24 protein-coding genes and 1 other annotated feature are annotated in these 23018 nt (G+C 61.9%); of the genes, 18 read left to right on the top strand and 6 right to left on the bottom strand.

Annotation, left to right across the window (positions count from 1 at the left end; all coding sequences use genetic code 11):
• Nucleotides 1–51: 51 nt before the first annotated feature.
• On the bottom strand, nt 52–1023 hold the full coding sequence (nac, locus tag NVV77_RS04915; protein ID WP_295411318.1) for a nitrogen assimilation transcriptional regulator NAC: 972 nt from the start codon (nt 1021–1023) through the stop codon (nt 52–54).
• Between the two features lie 276 nt (nt 1024–1299).
• Here nac and NVV77_RS04910 point away from each other — a divergent pair, with 276 nt between their 5' ends.
• From NVV77_RS04910 to NVV77_RS04900, 3 genes are read left to right on the top strand one after another with little or no spacing between them, the layout of a single operon-like run.
• Nucleotides 1300–2295, top strand: coding sequence for a TRAP transporter substrate-binding protein (locus tag NVV77_RS04910; protein ID WP_295411317.1), 996 nt, complete (start codon nt 1300–1302; stop codon nt 2293–2295).
• Nucleotides 2292–2876, top strand: coding sequence for a TRAP transporter small permease subunit (locus NVV77_RS04905; protein ID WP_295411316.1), 585 nt, complete (start codon nt 2292–2294; stop codon nt 2874–2876). The genes NVV77_RS04910 and NVV77_RS04905 overlap by 4 nt, the downstream gene beginning before the upstream one ends.
• Nucleotides 2877–2878: 2 nt before the next feature.
• Nucleotides 2879–4186, top strand: coding sequence for a TRAP transporter large permease subunit (locus NVV77_RS04900; protein ID WP_295411315.1), 1308 nt, complete (start codon nt 2879–2881; stop codon nt 4184–4186).
• 125 nt (nt 4187–4311) lie between these two features.
• Here the strand turns inward: NVV77_RS04900 and NVV77_RS04895 are convergent, their stop codons facing one another.
• Together NVV77_RS04895 and NVV77_RS04890 are read right to left on the bottom strand one after the other, a co-directional pair.
• Nucleotides 4312–4986, bottom strand: coding sequence for a 4-carboxy-4-hydroxy-2-oxoadipate aldolase/oxaloacetate decarboxylase (locus NVV77_RS04895; RefSeq protein WP_295411314.1), 675 nt, complete (start codon nt 4984–4986; stop codon nt 4312–4314).
• A 17-nt stretch (nt 4987–5003) separates the two neighbouring features.
• Nucleotides 5004–6209: an aspartate transaminase gene (locus NVV77_RS04890; protein ID WP_295411311.1), complete on the bottom strand. Its 1206-nt coding sequence runs from the start codon at nt 6207–6209 to the stop codon at nt 5004–5006.
• 243 nt (nt 6210–6452) lie between these two features.
• Between NVV77_RS04890 and NVV77_RS04885 the strand changes: the two genes are divergently transcribed.
• From NVV77_RS04885 to NVV77_RS04835, 11 genes are all read left to right on the top strand, one after another.
• A complete protein-coding gene (locus NVV77_RS04885; RefSeq protein WP_295411309.1) occupies nt 6453–6839 on the top strand; it encodes a biotin/lipoyl-containing protein in 387 nt (128 codons plus the stop codon).
• Nucleotides 6840–6843: 4 nt separating this feature from the next.
• Entirely contained in the window at nt 6844–8196 is a 1353-nt protein-coding gene (gene accC, locus NVV77_RS04880; RefSeq protein WP_295411307.1) for an acetyl-CoA carboxylase biotin carboxylase subunit, read from the top strand.
• Entirely contained in the window at nt 8193–8873 is a 681-nt protein-coding gene (pxpB, locus tag NVV77_RS04875; RefSeq protein WP_295411305.1) for a 5-oxoprolinase subunit PxpB, read from the top strand. The genes accC and pxpB overlap by 4 nt, the downstream gene beginning before the upstream one ends.
• Nucleotides 8873–9838, top strand: coding sequence for a biotin-dependent carboxyltransferase family protein (locus tag NVV77_RS04870; protein ID WP_367178588.1), 966 nt, complete (start codon nt 8873–8875; stop codon nt 9836–9838). The genes pxpB and NVV77_RS04870 overlap by 1 nt, the downstream gene beginning before the upstream one ends.
• Nucleotides 9835–10215 (top strand): biotin/lipoyl-containing protein, encoded by a 381-nt coding sequence (locus NVV77_RS04865; protein ID WP_295411299.1) that lies wholly within the window; start codon nt 9835–9837, stop codon nt 10213–10215. The genes NVV77_RS04870 and NVV77_RS04865 overlap by 4 nt, the downstream gene beginning before the upstream one ends.
• Nucleotides 10215–10988: a LamB/YcsF family protein gene (locus tag NVV77_RS04860; protein ID WP_295411298.1), complete on the top strand. Its 774-nt coding sequence runs from the start codon at nt 10215–10217 to the stop codon at nt 10986–10988. The genes NVV77_RS04865 and NVV77_RS04860 overlap by 1 nt, the downstream gene beginning before the upstream one ends.
• Nucleotides 10989–11077: 89 nt before the next feature.
• On the top strand, nt 11078–11842 hold the full coding sequence (locus tag NVV77_RS04855; protein WP_295411296.1) for an SDR family oxidoreductase: 765 nt from the start codon (nt 11078–11080) through the stop codon (nt 11840–11842).
• A 31-nt stretch (nt 11843–11873) separates the two neighbouring features.
• Entirely contained in the window at nt 11874–12953 is a 1080-nt protein-coding gene (locus NVV77_RS04850; RefSeq protein ID WP_295411294.1) for an ABC transporter ATP-binding protein, read from the top strand.
• Nucleotides 12954–13165: 212 nt separating this feature from the next.
• Entirely contained in the window at nt 13166–14461 is a 1296-nt protein-coding gene (locus NVV77_RS04845) for an extracellular solute-binding protein (protein ID WP_295411292.1), read from the top strand.
• 20 nt (nt 14462–14481) lie between these two features.
• Nucleotides 14482–15414, top strand: coding sequence for a carbohydrate ABC transporter permease (locus tag NVV77_RS04840; protein WP_295411290.1), 933 nt, complete (start codon nt 14482–14484; stop codon nt 15412–15414).
• A 2-nt stretch (nt 15415–15416) separates the two neighbouring features.
• On the top strand, nt 15417–16325 hold the full coding sequence (locus NVV77_RS04835; protein WP_295411288.1) for a carbohydrate ABC transporter permease: 909 nt from the start codon (nt 15417–15419) through the stop codon (nt 16323–16325).
• Nucleotides 16326–16375: 50 nt separating this feature from the next.
• Here the strand turns inward: NVV77_RS04835 and NVV77_RS04830 are convergent, their stop codons facing one another.
• On the bottom strand, nt 16376–16615 hold the full coding sequence (locus NVV77_RS04830) for a hypothetical protein (RefSeq protein WP_295411285.1): 240 nt from the start codon (nt 16613–16615) through the stop codon (nt 16376–16378).
• Nucleotides 16616–16667: 52 nt separating this feature from the next.
• On the opposite strand from NVV77_RS04830, the gene NVV77_RS04825 reads away from it, so the two are divergent.
• The 4 genes from NVV77_RS04825 (at nt 16668) to NVV77_RS04810 (ending at nt 19764) form a co-directional block, all read left to right on the top strand.
• Nucleotides 16668–17183, top strand: a complete 516-nt coding sequence (locus NVV77_RS04825; RefSeq protein WP_295411284.1) for a sugar phosphate isomerase/epimerase — start codon at nt 16668–16670, stop codon at nt 17181–17183.
• Nucleotides 17184–17278: 95 nt separating this feature from the next.
• A complete protein-coding gene (locus NVV77_RS04820; protein WP_295411282.1) occupies nt 17279–17446 on the top strand; it encodes a hypothetical protein in 168 nt (55 codons plus the stop codon).
• The gene (locus tag NVV77_RS04815; protein WP_295411280.1) at nt 17436–18083 is read left to right on the top strand and encodes a sugar phosphate isomerase/epimerase; all 648 of its coding nucleotides are present in this window, start codon (nt 17436–17438) and stop codon (nt 18081–18083) included. Before NVV77_RS04820 ends, NVV77_RS04815 begins: the two co-directional genes overlap by 11 nt.
• A 76-nt stretch (nt 18084–18159) precedes the next feature.
• Nucleotides 18160–18215: a sequence feature (sul1 is cis-regulatory element that is thought to sense ions involved in sulfur or methionine metabolism; They are found in Alphaproteobacteria), on the top strand.
• A 67-nt stretch (nt 18216–18282) separates the two neighbouring features.
• Entirely contained in the window at nt 18283–19764 is a 1482-nt protein-coding gene (locus NVV77_RS04810) for a SulP family inorganic anion transporter (RefSeq protein ID WP_295411278.1), read from the top strand.
• Nucleotides 19765–19784: 20 nt separating this feature from the next.
• On the opposite strand, the gene NVV77_RS04805 is transcribed toward NVV77_RS04810, so the two are convergent.
• Together NVV77_RS04805 and NVV77_RS04800 are read right to left on the bottom strand one after the other, a co-directional pair.
• Nucleotides 19785–21170 (bottom strand): sigma-54-dependent transcriptional regulator, encoded by a 1386-nt coding sequence (locus NVV77_RS04805; protein WP_367178587.1) that lies wholly within the window; start codon nt 21168–21170, stop codon nt 19785–19787.
• Nucleotides 21163–22962, bottom strand: a complete 1800-nt coding sequence (locus NVV77_RS04800) for an ATP-binding protein (protein ID WP_295411276.1) — start codon at nt 22960–22962, stop codon at nt 21163–21165. The genes NVV77_RS04805 and NVV77_RS04800 overlap by 8 nt, the downstream gene beginning before the upstream one ends.
• Nucleotides 22963–23018 lie beyond the last annotated feature (56 nt).

The raw sequence follows: 23018 nt of genomic DNA, 5'->3' as shown, positions 1-23018 counted from the left end.
AAGTTGGTAACAGCAGAATGTCCCTATGCGGTGATAAGGAAACCCTATGATCTATGCCGCCTGGCGCTTGCGTTCCTTGCGCCCCATGGGCTTGAGGCCATCAGCCTGATGTTCGGAAGCGTAAGCATGAGCGATGTCGGCGAGGAGGTCGTTCACCACCTGGGCCGGCTCGGAAAGCGGCCACTGGTCCGAAGTGCAGAGAGAGACCTTCATCTGCATCGATGGCGAGGTGATCCGTTGCACGGCCACGTCGTCGTGCCCCGAAGCAATCGCATTTGCCGATGACCACGGAAGGATGGTCGCTCCAAGCCCGGCCCAAACGGCACGGGCAATCGTTGGCACGGACTCGATCTCGGCTATTACACGGGCATCGACGCCGACGCGACGAAAGTTCAGGTCGACGAGCTGGCGCACGGTGTGAATCTTGGTCGGCAGCACAAGATCTAGCCGGGCGACGTCTTCCGCCGCTATCTCGGCACGGTCGACACTCCCGGCAGCCAATAGTGGCTTGGGTGCCACGAGAAACAGGTCCTCCGTCAGGATCGGCTCAAATTTCACGCCCCGGATCGTACCGGGATCATAAATAAAGGCGAGATCCATCTTCCCCGTCATGATCATCTCGCTGATCACGCCACCGATGTTTTCGTTTATCTGCAGCACGATTCCAGGATATTTCTCGCGCACCGCTTTCAAGAGAGGCAGCGCCAGCGTGGTCGCGGTACTCAATGGCGCGAGGCCGACGTTGACCTGCCCGGCGATCTGCGTGCCGGTGTTCTCGATGTCGATCTGGGCCTGATCTAGCTGGCGCAGCATTACCTGGGCGTGCCGGTAGAGCGCTTTGCCCGCTTCGGTAGGGATCACTCCGCGCTTCGATCGCACGAGCAACTGGCGGCCAAAATGGGTTTCAAGCGCAACGATCTGCTGACTGAGGGCCGGCTGGGCGATATGCAGAATGGCCGCTGCACGGGTCAGGCTGCCGATATCGACGATCTTGACGAAGGCGTGGAGACGACGGGTATCCATAATGATCAGCTCTGCTTGGGGCGGCTGTGATCAGATTATTTTATGTTTGGCCGGTGTAAAGGGCCAATAGGCTCGGGAGCCGAACATATAAGAATTCCCGATCACGTCAGACCTACGTGCAATTTCCTCCTCTCGTTAACGTCGCATTAGCGTGACCGTATCGTCACACGGCGCTCGGCGAGCATGCCGATCTCCGTGCTTGACGGCAGGGCAATGCCCGTTCGCGGACCGAGCATAGGGAGCTCGTCCGACGGACCCAAGGGAAAGGAATTCAGTATGCTCACCCATGCACGGGCAGCAGGTCTCGTCGCCGCGCTCGGTGTCGCAGGCGCATTTGCCATAGCGGCTCCGGTCTCCGCGCAGACAACGCTCAATCTTTCGGACGTTCTCCCCGAGACCAACTTCATGGTGCAGAACGCCACCCGCTTTTCGCAGGAAGTCAGCACCGCAACCGATGGCCAGGTCAACATTTCGGTCAAGGCCGGCGGCTCGCTCGGCTTCAAGGGCCCTGACCAACTGACCGCGGTTCGCGATGGCCTCGTCGACATGGCTGACATCAATATCAGCCAGCAGGTTGGCGTTAATCCACTGTTCGGCGTCGAAGGCGTTCCGTTCCTCGTCTCTTCGATGGACGAACTCAAGAACTACCACGAGTTCGTCCGCCCGGCCTTTGAGAAGATCGCCGAGGAGAACAACCAGAAGATCCTCTACCTCGTGCCTTCGCCGGCCCAATATGTGTACCTCAAGGTCCAGGTCGACAGCATCGACGACTTCAATGGCATTCCGGTTCGCGGCGCCGACAAGAACACGGTGGATGTGGTCAGTGCCATAGGCATGGCTGGCGTTGCCATGCCGTGGGGCGAACTGATCCCCGCCCTCGCCTCTGGCCGCGTCGAAGGTGTCGCCACCTCGGCGACCTCTGGTGTCGACGGAAAGTTCTGGGAATTCATGAAATACATCTATCCGACCAACCACACGTGGGGGTCAAACATGGTGACTATCAACCTCGACTCCTGGAATCGTCTGACGCCTGAACAGCAAACCGCGATTGAGGAAGTCGCCGCAAAACTCGAACCCGAATTCTGGGAAGTCTCGCGCCAGGGCGATGTCGACAGCATAAAGACCATGCAGGAAAACGGCATGGAATTGGTCGCCATCCCCGATGACCTGCGCACCCAGATGGTCGAGAAGGCCCAGCAATTGCAGACCGACTTCGTGGCCCGTGTCCCCGATGCCGGTCCGATCGTAGAGCAGTACAAGGCAACCCAATGATGATCGACACTTCGACCCATGGCGTGTCGAAGGGCTTCACCGCGACGCTGGAAAGCGTCGCGGACTGGACCTCGCTCATTGCCGCCTTTCTCGCCGCCGCCTGTATTGTCGCTCTGACTGGCCTAATTCTCGCGGAAATCTTCGCGGCCCTGGCAGCTCGCTTCATCCCATCGCTGCCGTCGGGTATCGGCATTGGCTGGGAGTACAGCGCCTATCTCATGGGTGGGGCCTTCCTTCTGGGCTCGGGTATGACACTCCGCGCCGGTCAGCAAATCCGCGTTGAACTACTGTTGCGCGCCAAAAACGGTCGCTACGCCCGCCTCATGGAAATCCTGTCCGCCCTCTTGGGTGCCGCCATAACGGTGTATCTCGCGGTGACACTGGTGCAGTTCACTTACCGGACCTTCCTGAGCGGTGAAGTCTCCCAGGATAGTTTCACCCCGCTCTGGATACCCCAGGTTGCCCTAAGCGTTGGCGCTGTCGTTCTTGCGTTGCAGATGGTCGTTCGCGCCATCCTGAGCCTTGCGAACAGCCCACTTGAACGCCCTGAACTGGGCGCTGCCACACAGATCGAGGGCTGACCATGGCCGCAGTACTCACTGGCCTCTTCGGCCTTCTATTCGGGTTTCTGTCGGTGGGCATGTGGATTGGCATTGCCCTCCTCGCTACCGCCGTTGGTCTTGGTTGGCTCTTTACGTCCATCCCCATGGATCGCCTGCTGCCGCAATATGTCTTCAACATCATGACGACGCCGGACTTGGTGGCCCTGCCGCTCTTCGTCTTGATGGGTGAATTCCTGTTCCGCACCAAGCTCTCGGCAGCCCTCTTTTCCGGCCTCGCTCCCTGGGCTGGCTTGCTCCCCGGTCGTCTGCTGCACGTCAACGTCATCGGTTGCTCGATCTTCGCCGCCATTTCCGGTTCCTCGGCTGCGACCACACAGGTCGTGGGTCGCATGACGCTCAAGGAACTGCTGCGCCGCGGCTATTCGCCCGACGTCGCTATCGGCAGCCTTGCCGGAGCGGGCACGCTCGGCTTCCTGATCCCACCATCGACCGTCATGATCATGTATGGCGTTCTCGCCGAAGAGTCGGTCCTTCGCCTCTTCACTGCTGGCTTCATCCCCGGTGTCTTGCTCGCGGCAGTGTTCAGCGGCTGGATCATGATCCACACGTCGATGAACAAGGACATGGTGCCCGAGGGCGAACGCGAACTGCGTCACATGCCCTTCCGCGAGCGCCTCGCCGCACTCAAGGATCTTTGGCCCGCAATGTTCCTGATCCTCTGCGTGCTCGGTTCCATGTATGGCGGCCTTGCAACGCCGTCGGAAGCCGCCGCACTGGGTGTTGTTGGTGCCCTGATCGTCGCTCTCAGCCAGCGCGCCCTGACCTGGGCGTCCGTGCGGGATATCGCGCTCGGAGCTGTCCAGACCTGTTCGGTCATGGGCATCATCATCCTTGGCGCCTCGGTCCTGGGCAATATCACCGCCATTCTCGGTGTTCCGGAAGCCGTTGCCGGCATGGTCAATGGCTGGAACCTGTCGCCGATCATGCTGATAGTCGTGCTGATGATCCTCTATCTGATCCTCGGAACCGCGCTCGAAGGCTTCTCGATGATCGCGACCACCCTGCCCGTAGTCCTGCCCATCGTCGAGGCTGCCGGCTTCGACAAGGTCTGGTTCGGCATCTTCATCGTGCTGGTCGTCGAAATGGCGCAGATCACACCACCCGTCGCCTTCAACTTCGCGGTCATCCAGAACATTACCAAGAAAAGCACCGGCTATATCGCGAAGGTGACCATGCCCTATCTGCTGATCATGATGGGTTTTACCATTCTTCTGGCGCTGTTCCCGGACATCGTTCTCATCGGACCAAGGCTGCTTCTCGGCTCCTGATGTCCCCCATCAGACCGACGAGCGGAGAGCCCGGGACAATCGTCCCGGGCTTTCTTCTGTTCCCGACGCGGCAACAAAAAAGGCGCCACTTTCGTGGCGCCTTCAGTCAGGGAGGAGAGGAAGAACTACTCGTCGGTGGTCAGACCCTTGGCGGCGAGAACACCGGCAAGGTTGGAGACTTCGATGACGCTTTTGCCGGCCTTGTAGGCGGCGATATAGCCGGCCTCGGCGGCTTCGCGTTCCCTGGACTTTTCAGCCGCAAAGGCCGCGCTTTCGCGGCGCACGACAACCAGGCCATCGGCATCGCCGCGGATGATGTCGCCGGGATAGACGATCTCGCCACCAACGATGACGGGATCGTTGACCTGCCCGATGGTCTCCTTGACCGTGCCCTTGATGCAGTGGCTGAGCGAAAACACCGGAAAGCCAAGCTTGATCAGTTCGGCCGTGTCGCGCACGCCGGTATCGGTCACAAGACCCGCAATACCCTTGGCAAGGCAGGCATTGGCGAGCACGTCGCCGAAGGAGCCTGCCTCTTCATACTCGCCGGCCGAAACCACGACGACGTCGCCGGCCTTGGCGTAGGAAATCGCCACCTGCAGCATGATATTGTCGCGCGGCGCGCATTTGACGGTGAAAGCCGGGCCGCAGAGCGACATGGAGCGATCCACCGGCTTCAGGCGCGAGCTGAGCGCGCCAAGACGCCCCTGAGCTTCGTGGATGGTTGCTGTGCCGTATTTTGCCAGTTCCGCGACCAGCGCGGGATCGGGACGGTCGATTTTCGTTTTGACGTGTACCAATTGGGTCTCCTCTTGAACTACTTGAGCGCTGCCACGGCCGCAGCGATGCGGCGGCAGGCTTCCTCGATCAGGTCGGTCGAGGTGGCGGTCGAAATGCGGAAATGCGGGGAAAGGCCATAGGCCGCGCCATGGATGGCAGCGACGCCGCTATCGAGCAGGTAGAGAACGAAATCGAGATCGCTCTCGATTTTCGTGCCTTTGGGCGTGGTTTTGCCGATCACTCCGGCGCAGTTGGGATAGAGATAGAAAGCACCAGAAGGCACCGAGCACGAGAGGCCTTCGATCTTGTTGATCGCAGCCACGGCAATGTCGCGGCGCTGCTTGTAGACCGCAACCGTCTCGGCAATCGAAGACTGGTCGCCGGTCATGGCGGCGGCGGCGGCGGCCTGGCTCATGGAGGCTGGGCAGGACGACATCTGCGACTGCAGCTTGTTGATCGCGCCGATCAGCGGGGCCGGACCAACGCCATAACCAATCCGCCAGCCGGTCATGGCGTAGCTCTTGGACACGCCGTTGACGACAAACGTGCGGTCGGCCAGTTGCGGGGCAACTTTGACGATACTCTGCACGCGACCAGCTTCGAACCAGATCTCGTCATAGATTTCGTCCGTCATCACCCAGACATGAGGATGTCGATCAAGGACGGCGGCGAGCGCCTTGAGCTCGGCCTCGGAATAGGCGGCGCCCGTCGGATTGGACGGCGCATTGAGGATCAGCCAGCGCGTTTTTTCGGTGATGGCCGCTTCGAGCGCTTCCGGCGTCAGCTTGAACCCGGCGCTTTCCGGACATTCAACGATGACAGGCTTGCCCTCATTGGCCAGCACCATATCGGGATAGGACACCCAATAGGGCGCCGGAATGATCACTTCGGCATCGCCGTCGACCGAAGCCATGAGCGCAACGAAGATCACCTGCTTGGCGCCACCGCCGACCGAAATCTGGTCATCGCCATAGCTGATGCCGGCGCGATCGAGCATGCGGGCGCGGATGGCCTGGCGCAGAGCCGGCGTGCCGTTGACCGGGGTGTATTTGGTATCGCCATTGCGGATGGCGGCGATGCCGACTTCCTTGATCGCATCTGGCGTGTCGAAGTCGGGTTCGCCCACCGTCATGTCGACGAGATCGACGCCGGCAGCGCGCAACTCCTTGGCGCGGGCCGCAGCAGCGACGCTGGGCGATGGTTTTATGCGCGCAACCCGCGCGGCGGGAGTGAAGCTGGTCATCGAAAGTCCTCAATGCGCACCCCGCCCACGTGACGGACTGCTCCTGAGGCCAATCTAGGCGAGCGCCATGGCCCGCATCCAAAACGGGTTCGGTCTTACGCAATAAGGAACCGCGATGATGTCCCAGTCATCGCGCAACGATCTGACCCCATCATTCCCCCGCTATGTTAGCCATTTTCTCAGCTGCGAAAGGCGGAAGCGCGACTGTTTTCCTGAAGAACCGCCGACCGGATGAGTCCCCCTATGGACGTGGAAAGACTGCAGAAAATCATCGACTGGATGCAGCGCTCGCCGCTGCAGGAACTCGAGATTGTTGAAGGCGATTTCAGGACGCGCCTCGTGCGCGGCAGACAGGCCGAAGTTACTTCCATCCCTGCGGCGACCCAGCCCGTGCCCGGCACTGAGGTTACTGCCCCCAGCTACGGTATCGTCCATCTCTCCCCAGCCCCCGGCGCGGAACCCTTCGTAGCGATCGGATCACGCGTCGAGGTCGGCCAGACCCTTTGCGTCATCGAGGCCATGAAGGTTTTCAGCCCCATCGAAGCAGACAAAGCTGGCACCGTCTCAGCCATCCTCGTCGCCGCTGGCGCTGAAGTTTCTGCCGGCCAACCCATTATCCGGCTGGACTAAAATCATGTTCGACAAGCTTCTCATCGCCAATCGCGGGGAAATCGCCGTTCGCATCCAGCGCGCCTGCCGCGAACTCGGCATCAAGACCGTGGCGGTCTATTCCGAAGCGGACGCAGACGCGCCCTATCTCGATACTGCCGATGAAGCCATCTGCATCGGGCCGGCCGCTTCGCGCCGCTCCTATCTCAATGCTGACGCCATCATCATGGCCGCGCTCGCAACCGGTGCCGGGGCCATTCACCCCGGCTATGGCTTTCTCTCCGAAAACGCCGCCTTCTCCGAAGCCATCGCGGCGGCCGGCCTGACTTTCATTGGCCCATCGGCCACGGCCATCCGTACCATGGGCGACAAGGTCGCCGCCAAGCGCGCCATGATCGCCGCGGGCGTGCCTTGCGTGCCTGGCCCCGACAGCGCCCTGCCCCAGGATTTTGACACCGTTTCGCGCATTGCCGCCGAAATCGGCTATCCCGTCATCATCAAAGCGGCTGGCGGCGGCGGCGGTCGCGGCATGCGGGTCGTCCACTCGGACCGAGAATTGCAGGATGCCGTCGACCTGACCCGCGAAGAAGCCCTGCGCTTCTTCAACAATGCCGAAATCTACATCGAGAAATTCCTCGAAAACCCGCGCCATATCGAAATCCAGGTGCTCTGCGACAGCCATGGCAATGCGCTCTGGCTTGGCGATCGCGATTGCTCCATGCAACGCCGCCACCAGAAGGTCATCGAGGAAGCACCGGCCCCCGGCATCGATCGCGCCGTCATCGCCGCCATCGGCGAGCGCTGCGCCAATGCCTGCCGCCAGATCGGCTATGTCGGCGCCGGTACGTTCGAGTTTCTCTACGAGGACGGCGAGTTCTATTTCATCGAGATGAACACCCGCGTGCAGGTCGAGCATCCGGTTACCGAACTGGTCACCGGCGTTGATATCGTCGCCACGCAGATCCGCGCCGCGCAGGGGGAGCGGTTCAAGCTAACTCAATCGGACATTGTGACAACAGGCCATTCGATCGAATGCCGCATCAACGCTGAAGACCCTTTTACCTTTTTGCCCTCGCCGGGCCTCGTCACCAAGCTTGACCTGCCCTCGGGGGATGGCGTGCGCGTCGATACGCATCTGCGCGCCGGCTACACGGTTCCTTCGAGCTATGACTCGCTGATCGCCAAGCTGATCGTCCACGGCGCCACGCGCGAAGAAGCACTGACCCGCATGCGGCAGGCGTTGGGAAACCTCCATATCGGCGGCATTTCCACCAATATCCCGCTTCAGATTGAACTGCTTGCCGAACCGGGTTTTGCCAATGGCGGCGTCAATATCCATCACCTCGAACACTGGTTGAAGGAAAGGCGCGTCGCATGAACATGCACTCCGTTCCGGCCATCACCGACCTGCCGCGCTTCAGCCTTCTGGGCATGACGGCCATCATTTTCGAGGCCCCCGGCGCCTTCGATCTCGACCATCAGCGCCGCATTTGGGCCATGGCCGACATCGCCGCCACCTGGCCCAATGTGCGCGAAGCCGTGCCCGGCATGACCAATCTGTCAGTGCTGTTCCATAGGCCACTGGCCGATCCGCAGGATTTCGGCGGCAAGCTCGTCGAGCTTTGGAACAGGGGCGTCAGCAAGGACGTCGATGGACGCAACATCGACATTCCCATCATCTATGGCGGTGAAGGCGGCCCGCATCTCCAGGAAGTTTCCGAGATGACCGGCCTTTGCGTAGACGATGTCGTCGCCATCCACTCAGCGCCCACCTACCCGGTTTATGCCGTGGGCAGTCATGCCGGCTATTGCTATCTTGGCGGGCTCGACCAGCGCCTCTTCCTGCCGCGCCGCTCGGTGCCGCTGCTCTCGATCCCCGGCGGCTCGCTCTCGATTGCCGGTCACCAGACGGGCGTTTCCGCCTCGGCCGGCCCCAGCGGCTGGCACACGATCGGCTCGGCGAAGGCGGCCTTTTTCGACCCGCAGCGCGACCCGCCTTCGCTACTGGCGCCGGGCGATACCATTCGTTTTCATCCCGAAAAGGTGTTGATGTGATGGAAATCCTCAGCAGTACGCCGCTGGCCACCATTCAGGATCTTGGCCGCTTCGATCACTATCACGATGGCGTCGGCCGCTCCGGCGCCATGGATGGCCTGGCCCTCGCCATCGGCAATGCGTTGCTTGGCAATGACACCAATGCCGCTGCAATCGAAATCCCCCTCCTGCCCTTCAAGCTACGCTTCGACGAAGACCTCGACATCGCCATCACGGGCGCTGATTGCGAAGCGCTGTTCGACGACGTGCCGCTACCGCCCGATTGGGCGCTGTCGGTAAAAGCCGGTCAGACCCTGACGCTTTCAGCCATCCGAGAAGGCTGCCGCGCCTATATCTGCGTTGTTGGCGGTTTCGATGTCCCCGAAGTGTTGGGCTCACGCAGCACGCAATTACGCGAAACCTTTGGTGGCCACGAAGGGCGCATGCTGAAAAAGGGCGATCGCCTGAAAGCCCTCGGCACCTCCGTCGGGCTACCGCCCGGCGGGCTTGGCGCCACGCCGTTCAGGCAGGAGACCGGCCCGGTCACCGCCCGCGTCCTGCCGGCCGCCGAATATGATCGGTTCACCGCAGAATCCCAGCGCAGTTTCTGGACTACCGACTGGCAGGTAACCCCGCAGAGCAATCGCAATGGTTATCGGCTTTCGGGCCCGAACCTGACCATGAAAGACGCGAGCGAACTGCGCTCGCACGGCGTTGTGCCCGGCACCATTCAGGTCCCCATGGGTGGCCAGCCGATCATTCAATTGGCCGATGCCGCCACCATGGGCGGCTATCCAAAATTCGGTACGGTCATAGAGCCCGATCACTGGCGCCTTGCCCAGGCCAAGCCCGGCACAGCTATCCGTTTCGTCGAGGTCGACTATCCGGCAGCTCTCGCCGCTCAGGCCGAGCTTGATGCCTATATCGCCGATATCCGCGCCGCCGCCGGACGCCAGCGCCGCGCCGCTTCGGGGTGGCAGTCATGATCACAGTTGATCTTCTCGACGACCTCCTCAAGCGCATGCAGGCAGCAGGGCTCAGCGGGCTCGAAGTGCAGCAAGGCGATACCAGCATCATCATGCGCCTGGGCAGCGCTGTGCCAGCTGTGGCTTCAAGCAAGCCCGTTCCCGTCCGCAGCCAGAGCCTCGGCACCTTCCGCGCCAGCCACCCCCGACGTCCGAACACGGCATTCAAGCCTGGCGACCATGTCCTGAAGGGCACGGCCCTCGGCTATCTCGAAGCCAGTGGCACCCTGACCGCCATCGTGGCGCCTGCAACCGGCACGCTTTCGGAAGTGCTCGCCAGCGACGGCGACCTCATCGGCTTTGGCAGCCACGTCTTCACCCTGGAGGAGAGCGCCTGATGAAGATCGATCTCAATTCCGATCTGGGCGAAGGCTTTGGTCCCTATACCATCGCCGATGATGCCGGGATCATGGACATCATCACATCCGCCAACCTCGCCTGCGGCTATCATGCCGGCGACCCGGTGATCATGGATCGCACCATTGGCCTCGCCAAAGCCGCCGGCGTCGATATCGGCGCCCATGTCGGCTATCCCGACCGTATGGGCTTTGGCCGCCGTCACATGGCGATGGACCTGCCCGAGCTTGAAAAACACGTCATCTATCAGCTCGGCGCGCTCGAAGGCCTCGCGCGACCATATGGCCGAAAGATCAGCCACATCAATCCGCATGGCGCCCTGGGCAATCTCGCCAGCGCCGACCGCGCCGTGGCCGAGGCCTTGGTCCGCGCCACCAGCGCCTTCGATCCCAATATCGCCTATCTCGTCCTCTCGGGCTCCGAGCTCGAGGCCGCCGCCCGCGCCGCCGGCAGGCAGACGATCAATCTCTTCCTCGCCGATCGCGCCTATCTGCCAAATGGTCAGTTGGCCCCGCGCTCCATGCCCGGCTCTGTCATCAAGGACGAAAACACTTCCACCTCGCGCATAATGCGTCTTCTCGATGATGGCACGCTTGTCACCATCACCGGCGAAATCCTGCGTATCGAGGTCCAGTCCATCCTAGTCCATTCCGATACGCCCGGCGCTCTCGATATGGCCCGCGGCATCCGCTCGGCCATCACCAAGGCCGGTGGGGTCATAACGCCCCTCTCGCATCTGCTCGCTCATTCATAGCGAACTCTTATCTCATCAGACACAGACCGTCTTGGCGCTCCGAGGCTGCCCACGGTTACCGTCCCGTCATATTTCGAAAGGACCCCAGAATGCCATTTTCAGACTACAAGACCGCATTGGTAACCGGCGCATCTGGGGGCATGGGTTACACGATCGCCGAGCGCCTCGCCAAGGAGGGCCTCACGGTCCACGGTGTCGGCCGCAATGCCGAGGGTCTCAAGAAACTGGCCGATGCCACCGGCGCCATCACCCATGTCGTTGATGTCAGCGATACCGCTGCCCTGACCGAACTGGTCAGCGGCCTTGAAATCGACGTGCTGATCAACAATGCGGGTGTCTCGCGCGCGGGCAATATCCTCAGTTCTGATGCCTTCGACATCGACGAGCAGATCGACGTCAACCTGCGCGCTGCACTGCAACTTGCCCGCCTCACCCTGCCGGGCATGGTCGAGCGCAATCGCGGTCATATCGTCAACATCACTTCCATTGCCGGCCACTATGAATTTGGCGGCCACACCGTCTATCATGCCACCAAGGCCGCCATGCACACCGTCTCGCGCCAGCTGCGCGTCGATGCCTATGGCAAGGATGTGCGCGTTACCGAAATCTGCCCCGGTCGCGTCGAGACTGATATTTTCGCCAAGGTCCAAAAGATCTCGCCCGAAGAAGCCCACGAGCGCTTCTATGCCGACTATGAATGCCCCAAGACCGAGGACATTGCTGACGCTGTAGCCTTCGCCATTGCCGCGCCGCACTATGTCAACGTGGGGATGATCGAGATCATGCCGACGCTGCAAGTTCCCGGCGGCTTGCGCACGGGCACGAGGACCGAGTTCCCGTCCACCCGTCTCTAGTACGACGTCAATTCAGCAGGAGGGATATGCAATGGCACGGCTTCAACTCAAGGACGTCTACAAGTCCTTCAACCAGACCGATGTCATTACCGGCATCGACCTCGATATCGAGCACGGCGAGTTCGTGGTCTTTGTCGGTCCCTCCGGCTGCGGCAAGTCCACCCTCCTGCGCATGATTGCAGGCCTCGAGACGATTTCGAGCGGTGAACTCTGGATCGGCGATGAACTGTGCAACGATGTCCATCCCGGCGACCGTGGCATTGCCATGGTGTTCCAGTCTTATGCGCTCTACCCGCATATGAGCGTCTACGACAATATCGGCTTCAACATGAAGGTCACCGGGGTCGCCCGCGATGTGCGCGACGCCAAGATCAAGAATGCGGCCCGTATCCTGCAGATGGAACATCTGCTCGATAGAAAGCCGTCCCAGCTTTCCGGCGGCCAGCGCCAGCGCGTCGCCATCGGCCGCGCCATCGTGCGCGAGCCGCGCGTCTTCCTCTTCGACGAGCCCCTGTCCAACCTCGACGCGGCCCTCCGCGTCGATACCCGCATGGAACTGGCCAAGCTCCACCAGGAGCTTGGCGCCACCATGGTCTATGTGACTCACGATCAGGTTGAGGCCATGACCCTCGCCGACAAGATCGTCGTGCTCAACGGCGGTGTCGTCCAGCAGGTCGGCACGCCGATCGAACTCTACCAGCGTCCCGCCAATCGCTTCGTCGCTGGCTTCATCGGCAGCCCAAAGATGAATTTTATCCCGGTCGAAGTGTCAGGGATCGGAGCAAACAGCCTCAAGGTCAAATCGTCCGATGTCTCCGAATTCGAAGTCCCCGCTGCGACAGCAGGCGCCAGGGTCGGTGACCGTCTGACCCTGGGCATAAGGCCACAAGAACTACGACTGGCTGCGGATGGGCCGATTACCGGCACCGTGGCCGTCGTCGAACGCCTCGGCAGTGAGACCATCGTTAATGGCGACCTCGTCGATGGCAGCACGATCCTAGCCGTTCTCGATGGCGATCGTCCGCTCGATATCGGCTCCAGCGTGCAGTTCGCCTTCGACAGCGACAAGGCCGTATTATTCAACGAACAGGGCATTGCGCTCCTGCCATAAGGCCCCGTTTGCAGCGGGTCTCGGACCAAGGGGCGGCCACTGTGCCGCCCATATCCGTTTGGTCTGGAAACCCCGCCGATCCATAACGCGCCGTTATTACTACAGACTGACATAGTCTTTGTGGGGCAGTGATGCCGGTGCCAATCTTGGGCTTGCGAGGGAATACGCAGCGAGCCGAAATCGGCAGCGCGTACGCGACAATGGAGAAACACTTGTTCAAGAACCCAAACAAGGCCGGTAGCGCATTCCGGGGTGTCGCCTTTCTGGCGGCGGCCCTGTGCAGCTCCACCGCCATCGCTCAGGACGCGCTCGAAGTCTGGTCCCGCAGCGGCCCGCAGGCTGCTGAAACCTACAAGGCCGTCTTTGCCGCCTTCACCGAAAAGACCGGCATTCCGGTCGAATATCTGGCGACCGTCGAATTCGAAACCCAGCTCCAGGCGCGCGCTGCCGCCAAGGACCTTCCGGACGTGCTGATCTACGATCAGGCCAGCATGGCGGCCTATGCCAATGCCGGCATGATCCTGCCGGTCGTTCCCGAGGATTTCGCCGGTCATGACCAGCTCAGCGAAGCGTCCTGGGATTCGGTGCGCATGGCCGACGGCGCCTACTATGGCGTTCCCTTCAGCCAGCACGCCCAGGTCACCTTCATCCGCTCCGACTGGCGCGAAAAGCTCGGCTTCGAAGTGCCGACGACGCATGACGAACTCGTGGCGCTCGCCACCGCCTTCGCCACACAGGACCCCGACGGCAACGGCACCGATGCGGACACGTATGGCATGGCCGTTCCGGGCACCACTGATCGCGGTTTCTTCACCTGGTGGCTCTCCTCCTACATGATGCAGCGCGGCGGCTCCTTCGTCACCGGCGGCGAGGGCAAATACACGGTCACCGTGAACAGCCCGGAAAGCGTTGCTGCCGTCGAGTGGATTCAGAGCCTTTTCTGCGGCACGCCGAGCCTTGTGCAGCCAGGCGCGCTGACCAATGCCAGCGCCACCCCGTTCTTCGCCGAGAACCATGCCGGCATCTACCAGACGGGGCCCTATGCCTTCGCCAATTTCGACAAGGCGCCGGGCAAGGACAAATATGAGATCGTCATTGCCCCGGCAGGTCCGGGCGGCAAGACGACCCTCACCGAACGCACCAGCATCTATTTTGGCGCCACCTCTACCCAGCCCGACAATCAGAAGGCACTGGCCGAATTCCTGATCAGCCCGGAGGCGCAGGCCCTCGGCATGACCGCTCCCGGCCAGCCCGTCGTGCGCCTACCCGTCAACACCACCCTCAACGCCGCCGAAATCTACGGCGACGAGCGCTGGGCCGTGGTTGCCGAGCAACTGGAAGACTCCAAATTGATGCCGTCGGACGTGGACTTCACCACGGCGCGCCTCGACATCGCCGAGACGTTCCAGTCCATGTTCTCGCAGTGCACCAGCGACATCCAGGGTAACCTCGATGGTCTCGCCGGACGCATCTCCGACGAACTCAGCATGCAGAACGCACTGCAATGACCGAGCAGGCAGGCGAGGCAATGACGCCTTTGATTGATAACGCGGCGTCTCGCCCGCCTGCCGGCACCCTTCGCCGGCGGGCCAGACCGCAGTCCCGCTGGTGGACGGTCTGGCTCTTCCTGCTGCCGGCGCTGTTGCTGTTTCTCTACTTCAAGTTCATCCCGATGTTTGCGGGCATCCAGATGAGCTTCCAGAAGGTCCGCCCCTTCCTCGGTAATGAATGGGTCGGCTGGTCGAACTACACCGCGGTCCTCAACGATTCCCGTTTCCACGACGCCATAGTCCATACCCTGATCCTGGGGTTCGGCCAGTCCATCGGGGCCGTCATCGGTGGCCTGGTGCTGGCCCTGCTTCTCGAAGGCGCCAGCAAGACGCTCTGGTTCGTGCGCACCGCTGCCTTCCTGCCGGTCGTCACCGCGACCGCCGTCATCGGCGAAGTCTGGCGCATCATCTATTTCCCCGCCCCCAACGGCTTCCTCAATTCCGTCCTCGGCACCGTCGGCCTCGACCCCGTCCGCTGGCTCGAGGACCCGGCAGTAGCCCTCTATTCCGTGATGGCCGTCGGCATCTGGCAGGGCGCGCCTTACAATATGGTGATCTTCCTTGCCGGGCTCGCCGGCGTCGATCGCTCGCTCTACGAAGCCTCGGCCATCGACGGCGCCAAACTGCGCCACCGCCTCTGGTACGTCACCCTGCCCGCCCTGCGGCCGGCCATGACCATCGTTCTGGTGCTCGCAGCCGTCCGCAGCCTCCGCGTCTTCACTGACGTCTGGGTGCTCACCGGCGGCGGCCCGGCCGGCGCAACCGACGTCTGGATGACCCGCATCTATTCGCTCGGCTTCGAGCGCAACCAGATGGGCATCGCCTCTGCGGCTTCCATCCTCCTCCTGATCGCCAGCGTTGCCCTGACCGCGCTCGCCCTGCTGATCACCCGCAAGCGCGCGGAGAAATGACCATGAGCACCGCTTCCGCAAAACCACGCCAGAAACGCGCCCAGGTCGATTCCAGCAGTTTCGACACTGCCCTAGGCTGGCAGCCGGGCAAGAAGACGACCGCGCTGCTGCGCGCCGCCATCTGCGCCATCATCCTCTTCGTCTTCGCCGGACCGATTTTCACGATCATCGCCGGTGCCTTTGACCTCAATCCCGATCCGACCCGCCTGACCCTGATCCCGCGCAATCCCAGCCTCGAAAACTTCGCGGTTGCCTCCCAGCGCGGGATCTGGGGCTTTTTCTGGAATTCCCTGATGATCGCCGGTATCGGTCTCCTGCTGCAGATCATCGTTGCCGTCACCGCCGGCTATGCTCTCGCCCGCCGTAAATTCCGCGGCCAGGCCATCGTGCTCGGCATTTTCCTTGCCACCATGATGCTGCCCGAAGAGGTGGTGGCCGTACCACTGGCCGTTGTTCTAGGCGACCTGCCGCTGACCGGCATCAATCTGCGCGGCACGATCTTTGCCGTCATCCTGCCGGTCGCTGCTTCGGCCTTCTCCATCTTGGTCATGGCGGCCTTCATGCGCGATATTCCCGACGAGATCGTCGAGGCCGCCACCATCGACGGGGCCAGCGAAATGCGCATCCTCATCGAGATCATCCTGCCTATGTGCAAACCGGCGCTCGGCGTCGTCGCCATCTTCGGCTTCATTGGCATCTGGGACCAGTATCTGCTGCCCATTATCGCCGCGAACCGCACCTCGGACTACATGATCACCGTGGCCCTCGCGAGCCTCCGCGCCGACGTCCAGGTCGGCACCGGTGTGCTCCTCGCCGGCGCCTTCCTCGCGCTCGTCCCGAGCCTGATTGTCTATCTCCTGCTGCAGAACTCTCTGGTCCGCGGCATCACCTCGGGCGCTATCAAGGGATAGCGCCCCTCCCCTTCACTCTGCCCCGCCGCAAACCCACGAGGATTGTGACATCAATGATTTTGTCCACCGTCACCGATGAAGTGCTGCCCGATCGCTCGCACGACGCCTTCCCGCGCATCTTCCGCACCGCCGCCGATCAGGGCGTCAGCACCTTTGAAATCCGCATGGTCGAGGCCAAGCGTTTCCCCATCGTTGAATCCGAGGCCTGGGACCGCCTGCTGCACTATTCGAAGGAATTCGGCATCACCTACACGTCTGTGTCGCCGGGCCTCTTCAAGACCACGCTCCATAGCGACCTGATGCTCCCCCCATCGCAATCACCTGGCCGCCATGAGCATGGACATGGCCGAGCGGATCAATGTGAAGACGCTCGTCACCTTCGGCGTGCTGCGCGACAAGCGCGACGGTGCCGACGCCTTTGGCCGCGTCGTCGATCTCCTGCGTAGGACTGCCGAGGACGCCGCCGCCCGCGGCTTTACCCTGCAGCTCGAAAACCTGCCCCACACCTGGGCCGATACTGCCGACAACTGCCTTGCCCTCCTCAAGGCAGTCGACCACCCGGCCTTTGGCTATATCTGGGACGTGGGCAATCTCTACGAGGCCGAGCCCGGCGACTTCCGCCCCGGCTACGAAAAGCTCAAGCCATATATCCGCAATGTCCACCTCAAGGACGGTCGCGTCGAAAATGGCCGCATGATCTGGCAGCAGTTCGGCAAGGGCCTCACCGACATCAAGGGTCAGATCGAAACCCTCAAGGCCGACGGTTACAAAGGCACGCTGACGGTCGAAGCCAAATGCGAGCCGCAGATGGACGAGGATTTTCCCAATTCGCTGACCTATCTGCGTTCGCTGCTCTGAGCCGCTAGCTCCAATCCAAATGCGCCTGAAGACGGTCGCGAGCCCCGGCTCGCGCCGCAGGCTCCCCTTTGCCCAAAACTCCCCAAGGACCTGACATGATCGTCACCGCCGTCACCAACGAAGTCTTTCCAGACGCTTCCCAGGAATCCCTGCCAAAGATTTTTGCTCGCGCCGCCGAAGCCGGGATCAAGCATTTTGAACTGCGCATCGTCGAAAGCCGCCGCTTCCCCGCCTACGACGCAGACTCCTCGGGTGCGCCTTAAGAAGCTCGCCGCCGACTATGGCGTGACCTTCACCGCCGCCTCGCCAGGCCTCTTCAAGGCCGGCCTCGACAGCGAATTCCAGGCCCTTCACCTCAACCACCTGCTCCCAATGAGCATGGACCTCGCCGCGTCGGTCGGCGTCAACACCATGATTGTTTTCGCGCCCAACCGTAGCTCGGCAAAGGACGCCGGCGAATTCGACAAGGTTGTCGACCTCCTCGGTAAGGCCGTCGACAAGGCCGCTGGCAATGGTTTTACCGTCCAGCTCGAGAACCTGCCGGGCAGCTGGGCCGATACCAGCGACGCCTGCCTCGCTGTACTGCAGGCGGTCAATCGCCCCGAGTTTGGCTATGTGTGGGACACCGGCAATCTCTACGAAGCCGAGCAGACCCACTTCCGGGCCGGCTACGAGAAGCTCAAGCCCTATATCCGCAACGTCCATCTCAAGGATGGCGCGATCGAAAACGGTCAGATGATCTGGAAGCGCTATGGCGAAGGCGTCACCGACGTGAAGGGCCAGATCCAGGCCCTCAAGGACGACAACTATGCCGGAACGCTGGTGCTGGAAGCCGCCTGCAAGCCGCACCACCTCGACGACTTCCCCAGCTCAACGAAATACCTCAAATCCATCCTCTGACGCCGAATGGCACGGGTCGCGACCCGCGCCACAGCTTGCACATGCCTCTCCGCTCTGGCATAGGCGAGACATTCATCCTGGACCCGGTGCAATCCCGGGTGGCTCTTCCGGCCGCCGATCCGCCGGACAATCAAGCAAGCTATTCCATCGCCGTCAGGATCGCCTATGCGACCCGGCCGGTAGCGCCCTTGAGCAATTAATGTCCTTTTCCCAAACCCTGCGCCGTGACTGGCTGTCCAATATTGGCGGCGACACGCTGTCCGGCATTGTCGTCGCCCTGGCTCTCATCCCCGAGGCGATCGGCTTTTCGATCATTGCCGGCGTCGACCCCCGGGTCGGCCTCTACGCTTCCGTTGTGATCGCCATTGTCATTTCGTTCGCTGGCGGCCGACCGGCCATGATTTCGGCCGCTACCGCGGCAACAGCTGTGCTCTTCGGCTCGCTGGTGCGTGAGCATGGCCTGCAATACCTGCTCGCGGCCACCATCCTTTCTGGGATGATCCAGATCGGCCTCGGCTGGCTGCGGATCGGTTATGTCATGCGCTTCATTTCGCGCTCGGTGATGACCGGTTTCGTCAATGCGCTCGCCATCCTGATCTTTATGGCGCAATTGCCCGAGCTCATCGGGGTCACCTGGCAGACCTATGTGATGATCGCGGCAGGCCTTGCCATCATCTACACTTTCCCCAGACTGACACGCGCTGTTCCTTCACCACTGGTCTGCATCCTGGTCCTGACCGCGCTCGCCCTTATCTTTGGGATCGATACACGCACGGTGGCCGATCTCGGGGCCCTGCCATCTACGCTTCCGGTCCTCCTGTTTCCCGACGTTCCGCTCAATTTCGAAACACTGCAGATCATCCTTCCGACTTCGCTGGCAGTCGCCGCCGTTGGCCTGCTCGAAAGCCTCCTGACCGCCTCCATCGTCGACCAGATGACCGACACCAAGAGCGACAAGAACCGCGAGAGCATTGGCCAGGGCCTTGCCAACATCGCGTCCGGGCTTTTCGGGGGCATGGGCGGTTGTGCCATGATCGGCCAGTCGACAATCAATGTAAAATCGGGCGGACGCACCCGGCTCTCCACCTTCGTCGCGGGCGCCTTTCTACTGTTCCTGCTCCTGGCCCTAGGCGATCTGGTGGGGCTCATTCCCATGCCGGCGCTCGTTGCCATCATGATCATGGTGTCGATCGGTACCTTCAACTGGCGCTCCGTCCTCGATCTGCGCCACCATCCCCGCCGCTCAAGCCTAGTAATGCTGGCCACCGTCATGACTGTTGTCGGCACGCACAACCTGGCGCTGGGTGTCGGTGTCGGCGTACTAATCTCAGGAATTTTCTTCGCCTGGAGGGTCGCACAGAGTTTCCGGGTCACCTCGACTCTGAGCGCGGATGGACAGGAACGACGTTATCGCGTCGAGGGCCAACTCTTCTTTGCCTCCGCTGACGACTTCCTCAACAGCATGGACTTCAACGAGAACCTTGCCCGCGTTAGCATCGACCTCACCGCGGCGCATATCTGGGACCTAACTGGCGTCAACGCCGTCGACATTGCCGTTCTCAAGTTCCGCCGCGCTGGAGCGAAGGTCGACTTGGTCGGCATAAACGACGCCAGTGCCGCCATAATGGACAAGCTGGCGTTGCATGATCATCCTGGAGCGATCACGAAAGTATTGGGCTGACAGCACAAGCGCCTTTAGATTCACGCTTGCTGTCGGGGCGGCGAAGCGCTTCCTACCTGCGCACGCCCAGTCTCGACATCTTTTTCACTCAGCGTCCTGCGAGGAACTTGCAAAGCCTCGGCAGCGGCGGCGATTGAGTCGTTGTTGCGGGTCAGCGCATCTTCGATCAGATGCCGTTCGAAGGCTGCGACGCGCCCATTGAGACCGCCTTCGGACATGGGTATGTCAGGCGCCGCCGACCCAAGAATGACGCCGAGCGACCGTCCCGTTGCGTCAAGGCCAATAGCGAACCGATCAGCCGCCGCTTTGAGTTCGCGAACATTGCCGGGCCAATGGTGATGCACCAGTGCCTGGGTATCGGCTGGATGCAGCTGTGGCGCTGGCCGCCCAAAGCGTCGAGCGGCTTCGCCCAGGAAATGATGGAAGAGGAGGATGCAGTCCTCGCCGCGTTCCCGCAGGGGAGCGAGGGTAATGGTGGCGAGGTTGAGCCTGTAATAGAGGTCGGCGCGGAACCGCCCCTCATTGCTTTCGGCGCCCAGGTCCACTTTGGATGCGGCAATAATGCGGACGTCGAGCGGAATCTGCTTGTTCGAACCCACCCGCTCCACCACCCGCTCCTGGATCACCCGCAACACCTTGGCCTGCGCTAGGAGCGGCATGGATTCGATCTCGTCTAGCAGCAGTGTGCCACCGTTTGCATATTCGAATTTGCCAACGCGCTGTGTGCCTGCGCCCGTGAAGGCCCCTGCTTCATGCCCGAAGAGTTCGCTCTCGATCAGCTCGGACGGGATCGCCGCACAGTTGACGGCCACGAAGGGTGCCTTGGCGCGGGAGGAAAAGTCATGGAGACAGCGCGCAACGACTTCCTTGCCCGTGCCGGTTTCTCCCAAAATGATGACATCGGTCGGTATCTGCGCCAGTTCGCGCACCGCATTGCGCAGCCGCTCCATGGCTGAAGAATTGCCGACCAGCCGCGCCGCCAGCTCGGTTTCACCGCCATCGAGGCGACGTCGCAGGTCGGCGATCTCGCGCTTCAGCGCCACCTGCTCGCTCGCTCGCCTCAGGCTTGCGACCAGTTCGTCCGGCACATAGGGTTTTTGCAGGAAGTCGAACGCGCCCTGCCGCATCGCCTCCACTGCCATGGGCACGTCGCCATGCCCGGTGATCAGGATCACCTCGGCCGGCAACATGCGTTCCCGCACCTTTCGCAGCAGGTCGAGTCCGGAAAGACCGGGCATGCGCACGTCGCTGAGGATGACATGTGGGGCCACCGCGTCGAGCTTTTCGAGCGCAGCGGTGGCGCTATCGGCCACATGCGTCGCAAAGCCGGAAAGGCGCAGCCACTGTTCGAGAGCTGTGCGGATCATTTCCTCATCATCGACGATGAGTACGGTTGGCTCAGTCAACGCGCTGCCTTTCGGTTGGTACCGCCAGTCGGGCCAGCGGCAATATCATTGTGAAGCGGGCGCCCCTGCCCGGCACACTTTCGGCGGAAATGCTGCCACCGAGATCTCGCACGAGCCCATAGGAAATGGAGAGCCCTAGCCCCAAGCCCTCTCCCGGACCCTTGGTGGAGAAGAACGGATCGAAAATGCTGCCGATCGCATCGGACGGGATGCCGACGCCCGTATCGGCAACGACGACGCAGACCGTGGCTCCGGCCTGTTGCACGCTGATCGACAGGACGCGCATCGTCTGGCCGACCATGGCGTCGGCGGCATTGGCGAGGAGGTTAATCATCACCTGCTCGATATGCACGGGATTGCCCACAACCCGGATGGGGGCCGCTGGCCGGCTATATTCCACATCGACCCCGACCTGGCGCAATTTGTGATCGACGAGATCAAGCGCGTCAGCAATCACCACGCCCAGATCCGCCTCGATCGGCGCTGTCGGCTGCTTGCGGGCAAAGGTCTTGAGGTGGCTGGTCAAACCGGCGAGCCGGTCGACAATCCTGTCTATCTGCCCCAGAACCGTTCCGATTTCCTCATCGCGCCGGCGCGAAGCCAGAAGCTTTGCACTGGCGAGATGCGTCGTCAGCGCCGCGACCGGCTGGCTCACCTCATGGGCGACGCCCGCTAATGCCTGGCCCAGGCTCGCGAGCTTTGCGGCCTGCACGAGATGCGCCTGCACCTGCCGCTCGGCATCTTCGGCGCGGATGCGTTCAGCGATCTCCTCGCGCAGCGCCTCATTGGCGATGTGCAAATCCTCTGTCCGCTCGGCCACGCGCTGCTCCAGTCGCTCGTGCTCCGCGAGGCGCTGAGCGAGAAGCCGTCGCCTTTGGGCCAAAAGGGCGAGGATCAATAGCAGCGCGGCGACACCGAGCCCGACTGCCGCTGCGGCAAGCCAGGCGCCGCGGAAAAGCGGCCCAGTGGGCGTGAAGGAGATGATGCGCCATTGATGCGCAGGGAGCCGCAGTTCATTGACCATGAAGATGCCCGAGGTATCGGCATCGTCGCCCGCGACATACGCAAAATTGACGTCCCGCGAGGCCCAGATGGCCGACGCGACAGGCGCCTCCCCGGGCCCTTGGGGTCCATAGCGCAATTGCGGCTTTATGCGGGCGTAGTCGGCGGGGGAAACTTGCGAGATCGGCCTATAGCGCCAGTCCGGGCGGGTCGAGAGAATGGTGATGTTGTTGGTGTCGACGATGCCGATCAGCTCTCCCGACCGCCACCAGTTGGCTTCGATCTCACCGAGGTTGATCTTGGTGACGGCAACGCCGAGCGGGCCATCTTCGCCATCGATCCGGCGGGCGAGAAAATAACCGGCAACGCCCGTTACAGTGCCCACAGCGTAGAACTTCGCATCGCCATCGGCCATGGCCTCTTCGAAATAGGGCCGGTAGCCGAGATTTTCGCCGACGAAACTATCGTAGGCCCACCAATTGGACGCAGCGACCACATGGCCATCGGCGGCCGTCACGAAAAGCTCGCCTGCCCCGGCCGTATCGTTGAGACGAGAGAGAAAGCCGTTGGCGCGCTCGCGTCGCTGGGCATTGTCTGGGTCGGCAAGTATGGCGCGCACTTCTGCGGCCAGCGCCATGCTGGACGGAAGGTAATGAAATCGCTCGATAATGGCTTCAAGCGTTCGGTCGAATAGCACCAGCCGACGCTCGGCCTGTTCGCCACCGCTGCGCAGCGCTCCAGAGAGCGAAATTTCAAAGGCCACCCAGCCGCTGGCCACAATCGCGAGCAAGGCCGCCCCAATCAGCAGAAGCTGACGGCGTCCCAATAATTCGCTGAGACCGAAAC

Source organism: Devosia sp. (assembly GCF_024707125.1).
In the GTDB taxonomy this organism is placed as follows: Bacteria; Pseudomonadota; Alphaproteobacteria; order Rhizobiales; family Devosiaceae; genus Devosia.
Note: the sequence above shows the minus strand (reverse complement) of the source record. Positions and strands in the feature narration are given on the sequence as shown.

Bases quoted from the DNA above. Each gene is read 5' to 3' on its own strand.
- nac (WP_295411318.1), bottom strand. From the start codon at position 1,023: ATGGATACCCGTCGTCTCCACGCCTTCGTCAAGATCGTCGATATCGGC.
- NVV77_RS04870 (WP_367178588.1), top strand. From the start codon at position 8,873: ATGGAAATCCTCAGCAGTACGCCGCTGGCCACCATTCAGGATCTTGGC.
- NVV77_RS04900 (WP_295411315.1), top strand. From the start codon at position 2,879: ATGGCCGCAGTACTCACTGGCCTCTTCGGCCTTCTATTCGGGTTTCTG.
- NVV77_RS04840 (WP_295411290.1), top strand. From the start codon at position 14,482: ATGACGCCTTTGATTGATAACGCGGCGTCTCGCCCGCCTGCCGGCACC.
- NVV77_RS04835 (WP_295411288.1), top strand. From the start codon at position 15,417: ATGAGCACCGCTTCCGCAAAACCACGCCAGAAACGCGCCCAGGTCGAT.
- NVV77_RS04860 (WP_295411298.1), top strand. From the start codon at position 10,215: ATGAAGATCGATCTCAATTCCGATCTGGGCGAAGGCTTTGGTCCCTAT.
- NVV77_RS04905 (WP_295411316.1), top strand. From the start codon at position 2,292: ATGATGATCGACACTTCGACCCATGGCGTGTCGAAGGGCTTCACCGCG.
- NVV77_RS04865 (WP_295411299.1), top strand. From the start codon at position 9,835: ATGATCACAGTTGATCTTCTCGACGACCTCCTCAAGCGCATGCAGGCA.
- NVV77_RS04885 (WP_295411309.1), top strand. From the start codon at position 6,453: ATGGACGTGGAAAGACTGCAGAAAATCATCGACTGGATGCAGCGCTCG.
- NVV77_RS04830 (WP_295411285.1), bottom strand. From the start codon at position 16,615: ATGGAGCGTGGTCTTGAAGAGGCCCGGCGACACAGACGTGTAGGTGAT.
- pxpB (WP_295411305.1), top strand. From the start codon at position 8,193: ATGAACATGCACTCCGTTCCGGCCATCACCGACCTGCCGCGCTTCAGC.
- NVV77_RS04910 (WP_295411317.1), top strand. From the start codon at position 1,300: ATGCTCACCCATGCACGGGCAGCAGGTCTCGTCGCCGCGCTCGGTGTC.
- NVV77_RS04855 (WP_295411296.1), top strand. From the start codon at position 11,078: ATGCCATTTTCAGACTACAAGACCGCATTGGTAACCGGCGCATCTGGG.
- NVV77_RS04890 (WP_295411311.1), bottom strand. From the start codon at position 6,209: ATGACCAGCTTCACTCCCGCCGCGCGGGTTGCGCGCATAAAACCATCG.
- NVV77_RS04825 (WP_295411284.1), top strand. From the start codon at position 16,668: ATGGCCGAGCGGATCAATGTGAAGACGCTCGTCACCTTCGGCGTGCTG.
- accC (WP_295411307.1), top strand. From the start codon at position 6,844: ATGTTCGACAAGCTTCTCATCGCCAATCGCGGGGAAATCGCCGTTCGC.
- NVV77_RS04850 (WP_295411294.1), top strand. From the start codon at position 11,874: ATGGCACGGCTTCAACTCAAGGACGTCTACAAGTCCTTCAACCAGACC.
- NVV77_RS04820 (WP_295411282.1), top strand. From the start codon at position 17,279: ATGATCGTCACCGCCGTCACCAACGAAGTCTTTCCAGACGCTTCCCAG.
- NVV77_RS04810 (WP_295411278.1), top strand. From the start codon at position 18,283: ATGTCCTTTTCCCAAACCCTGCGCCGTGACTGGCTGTCCAATATTGGC.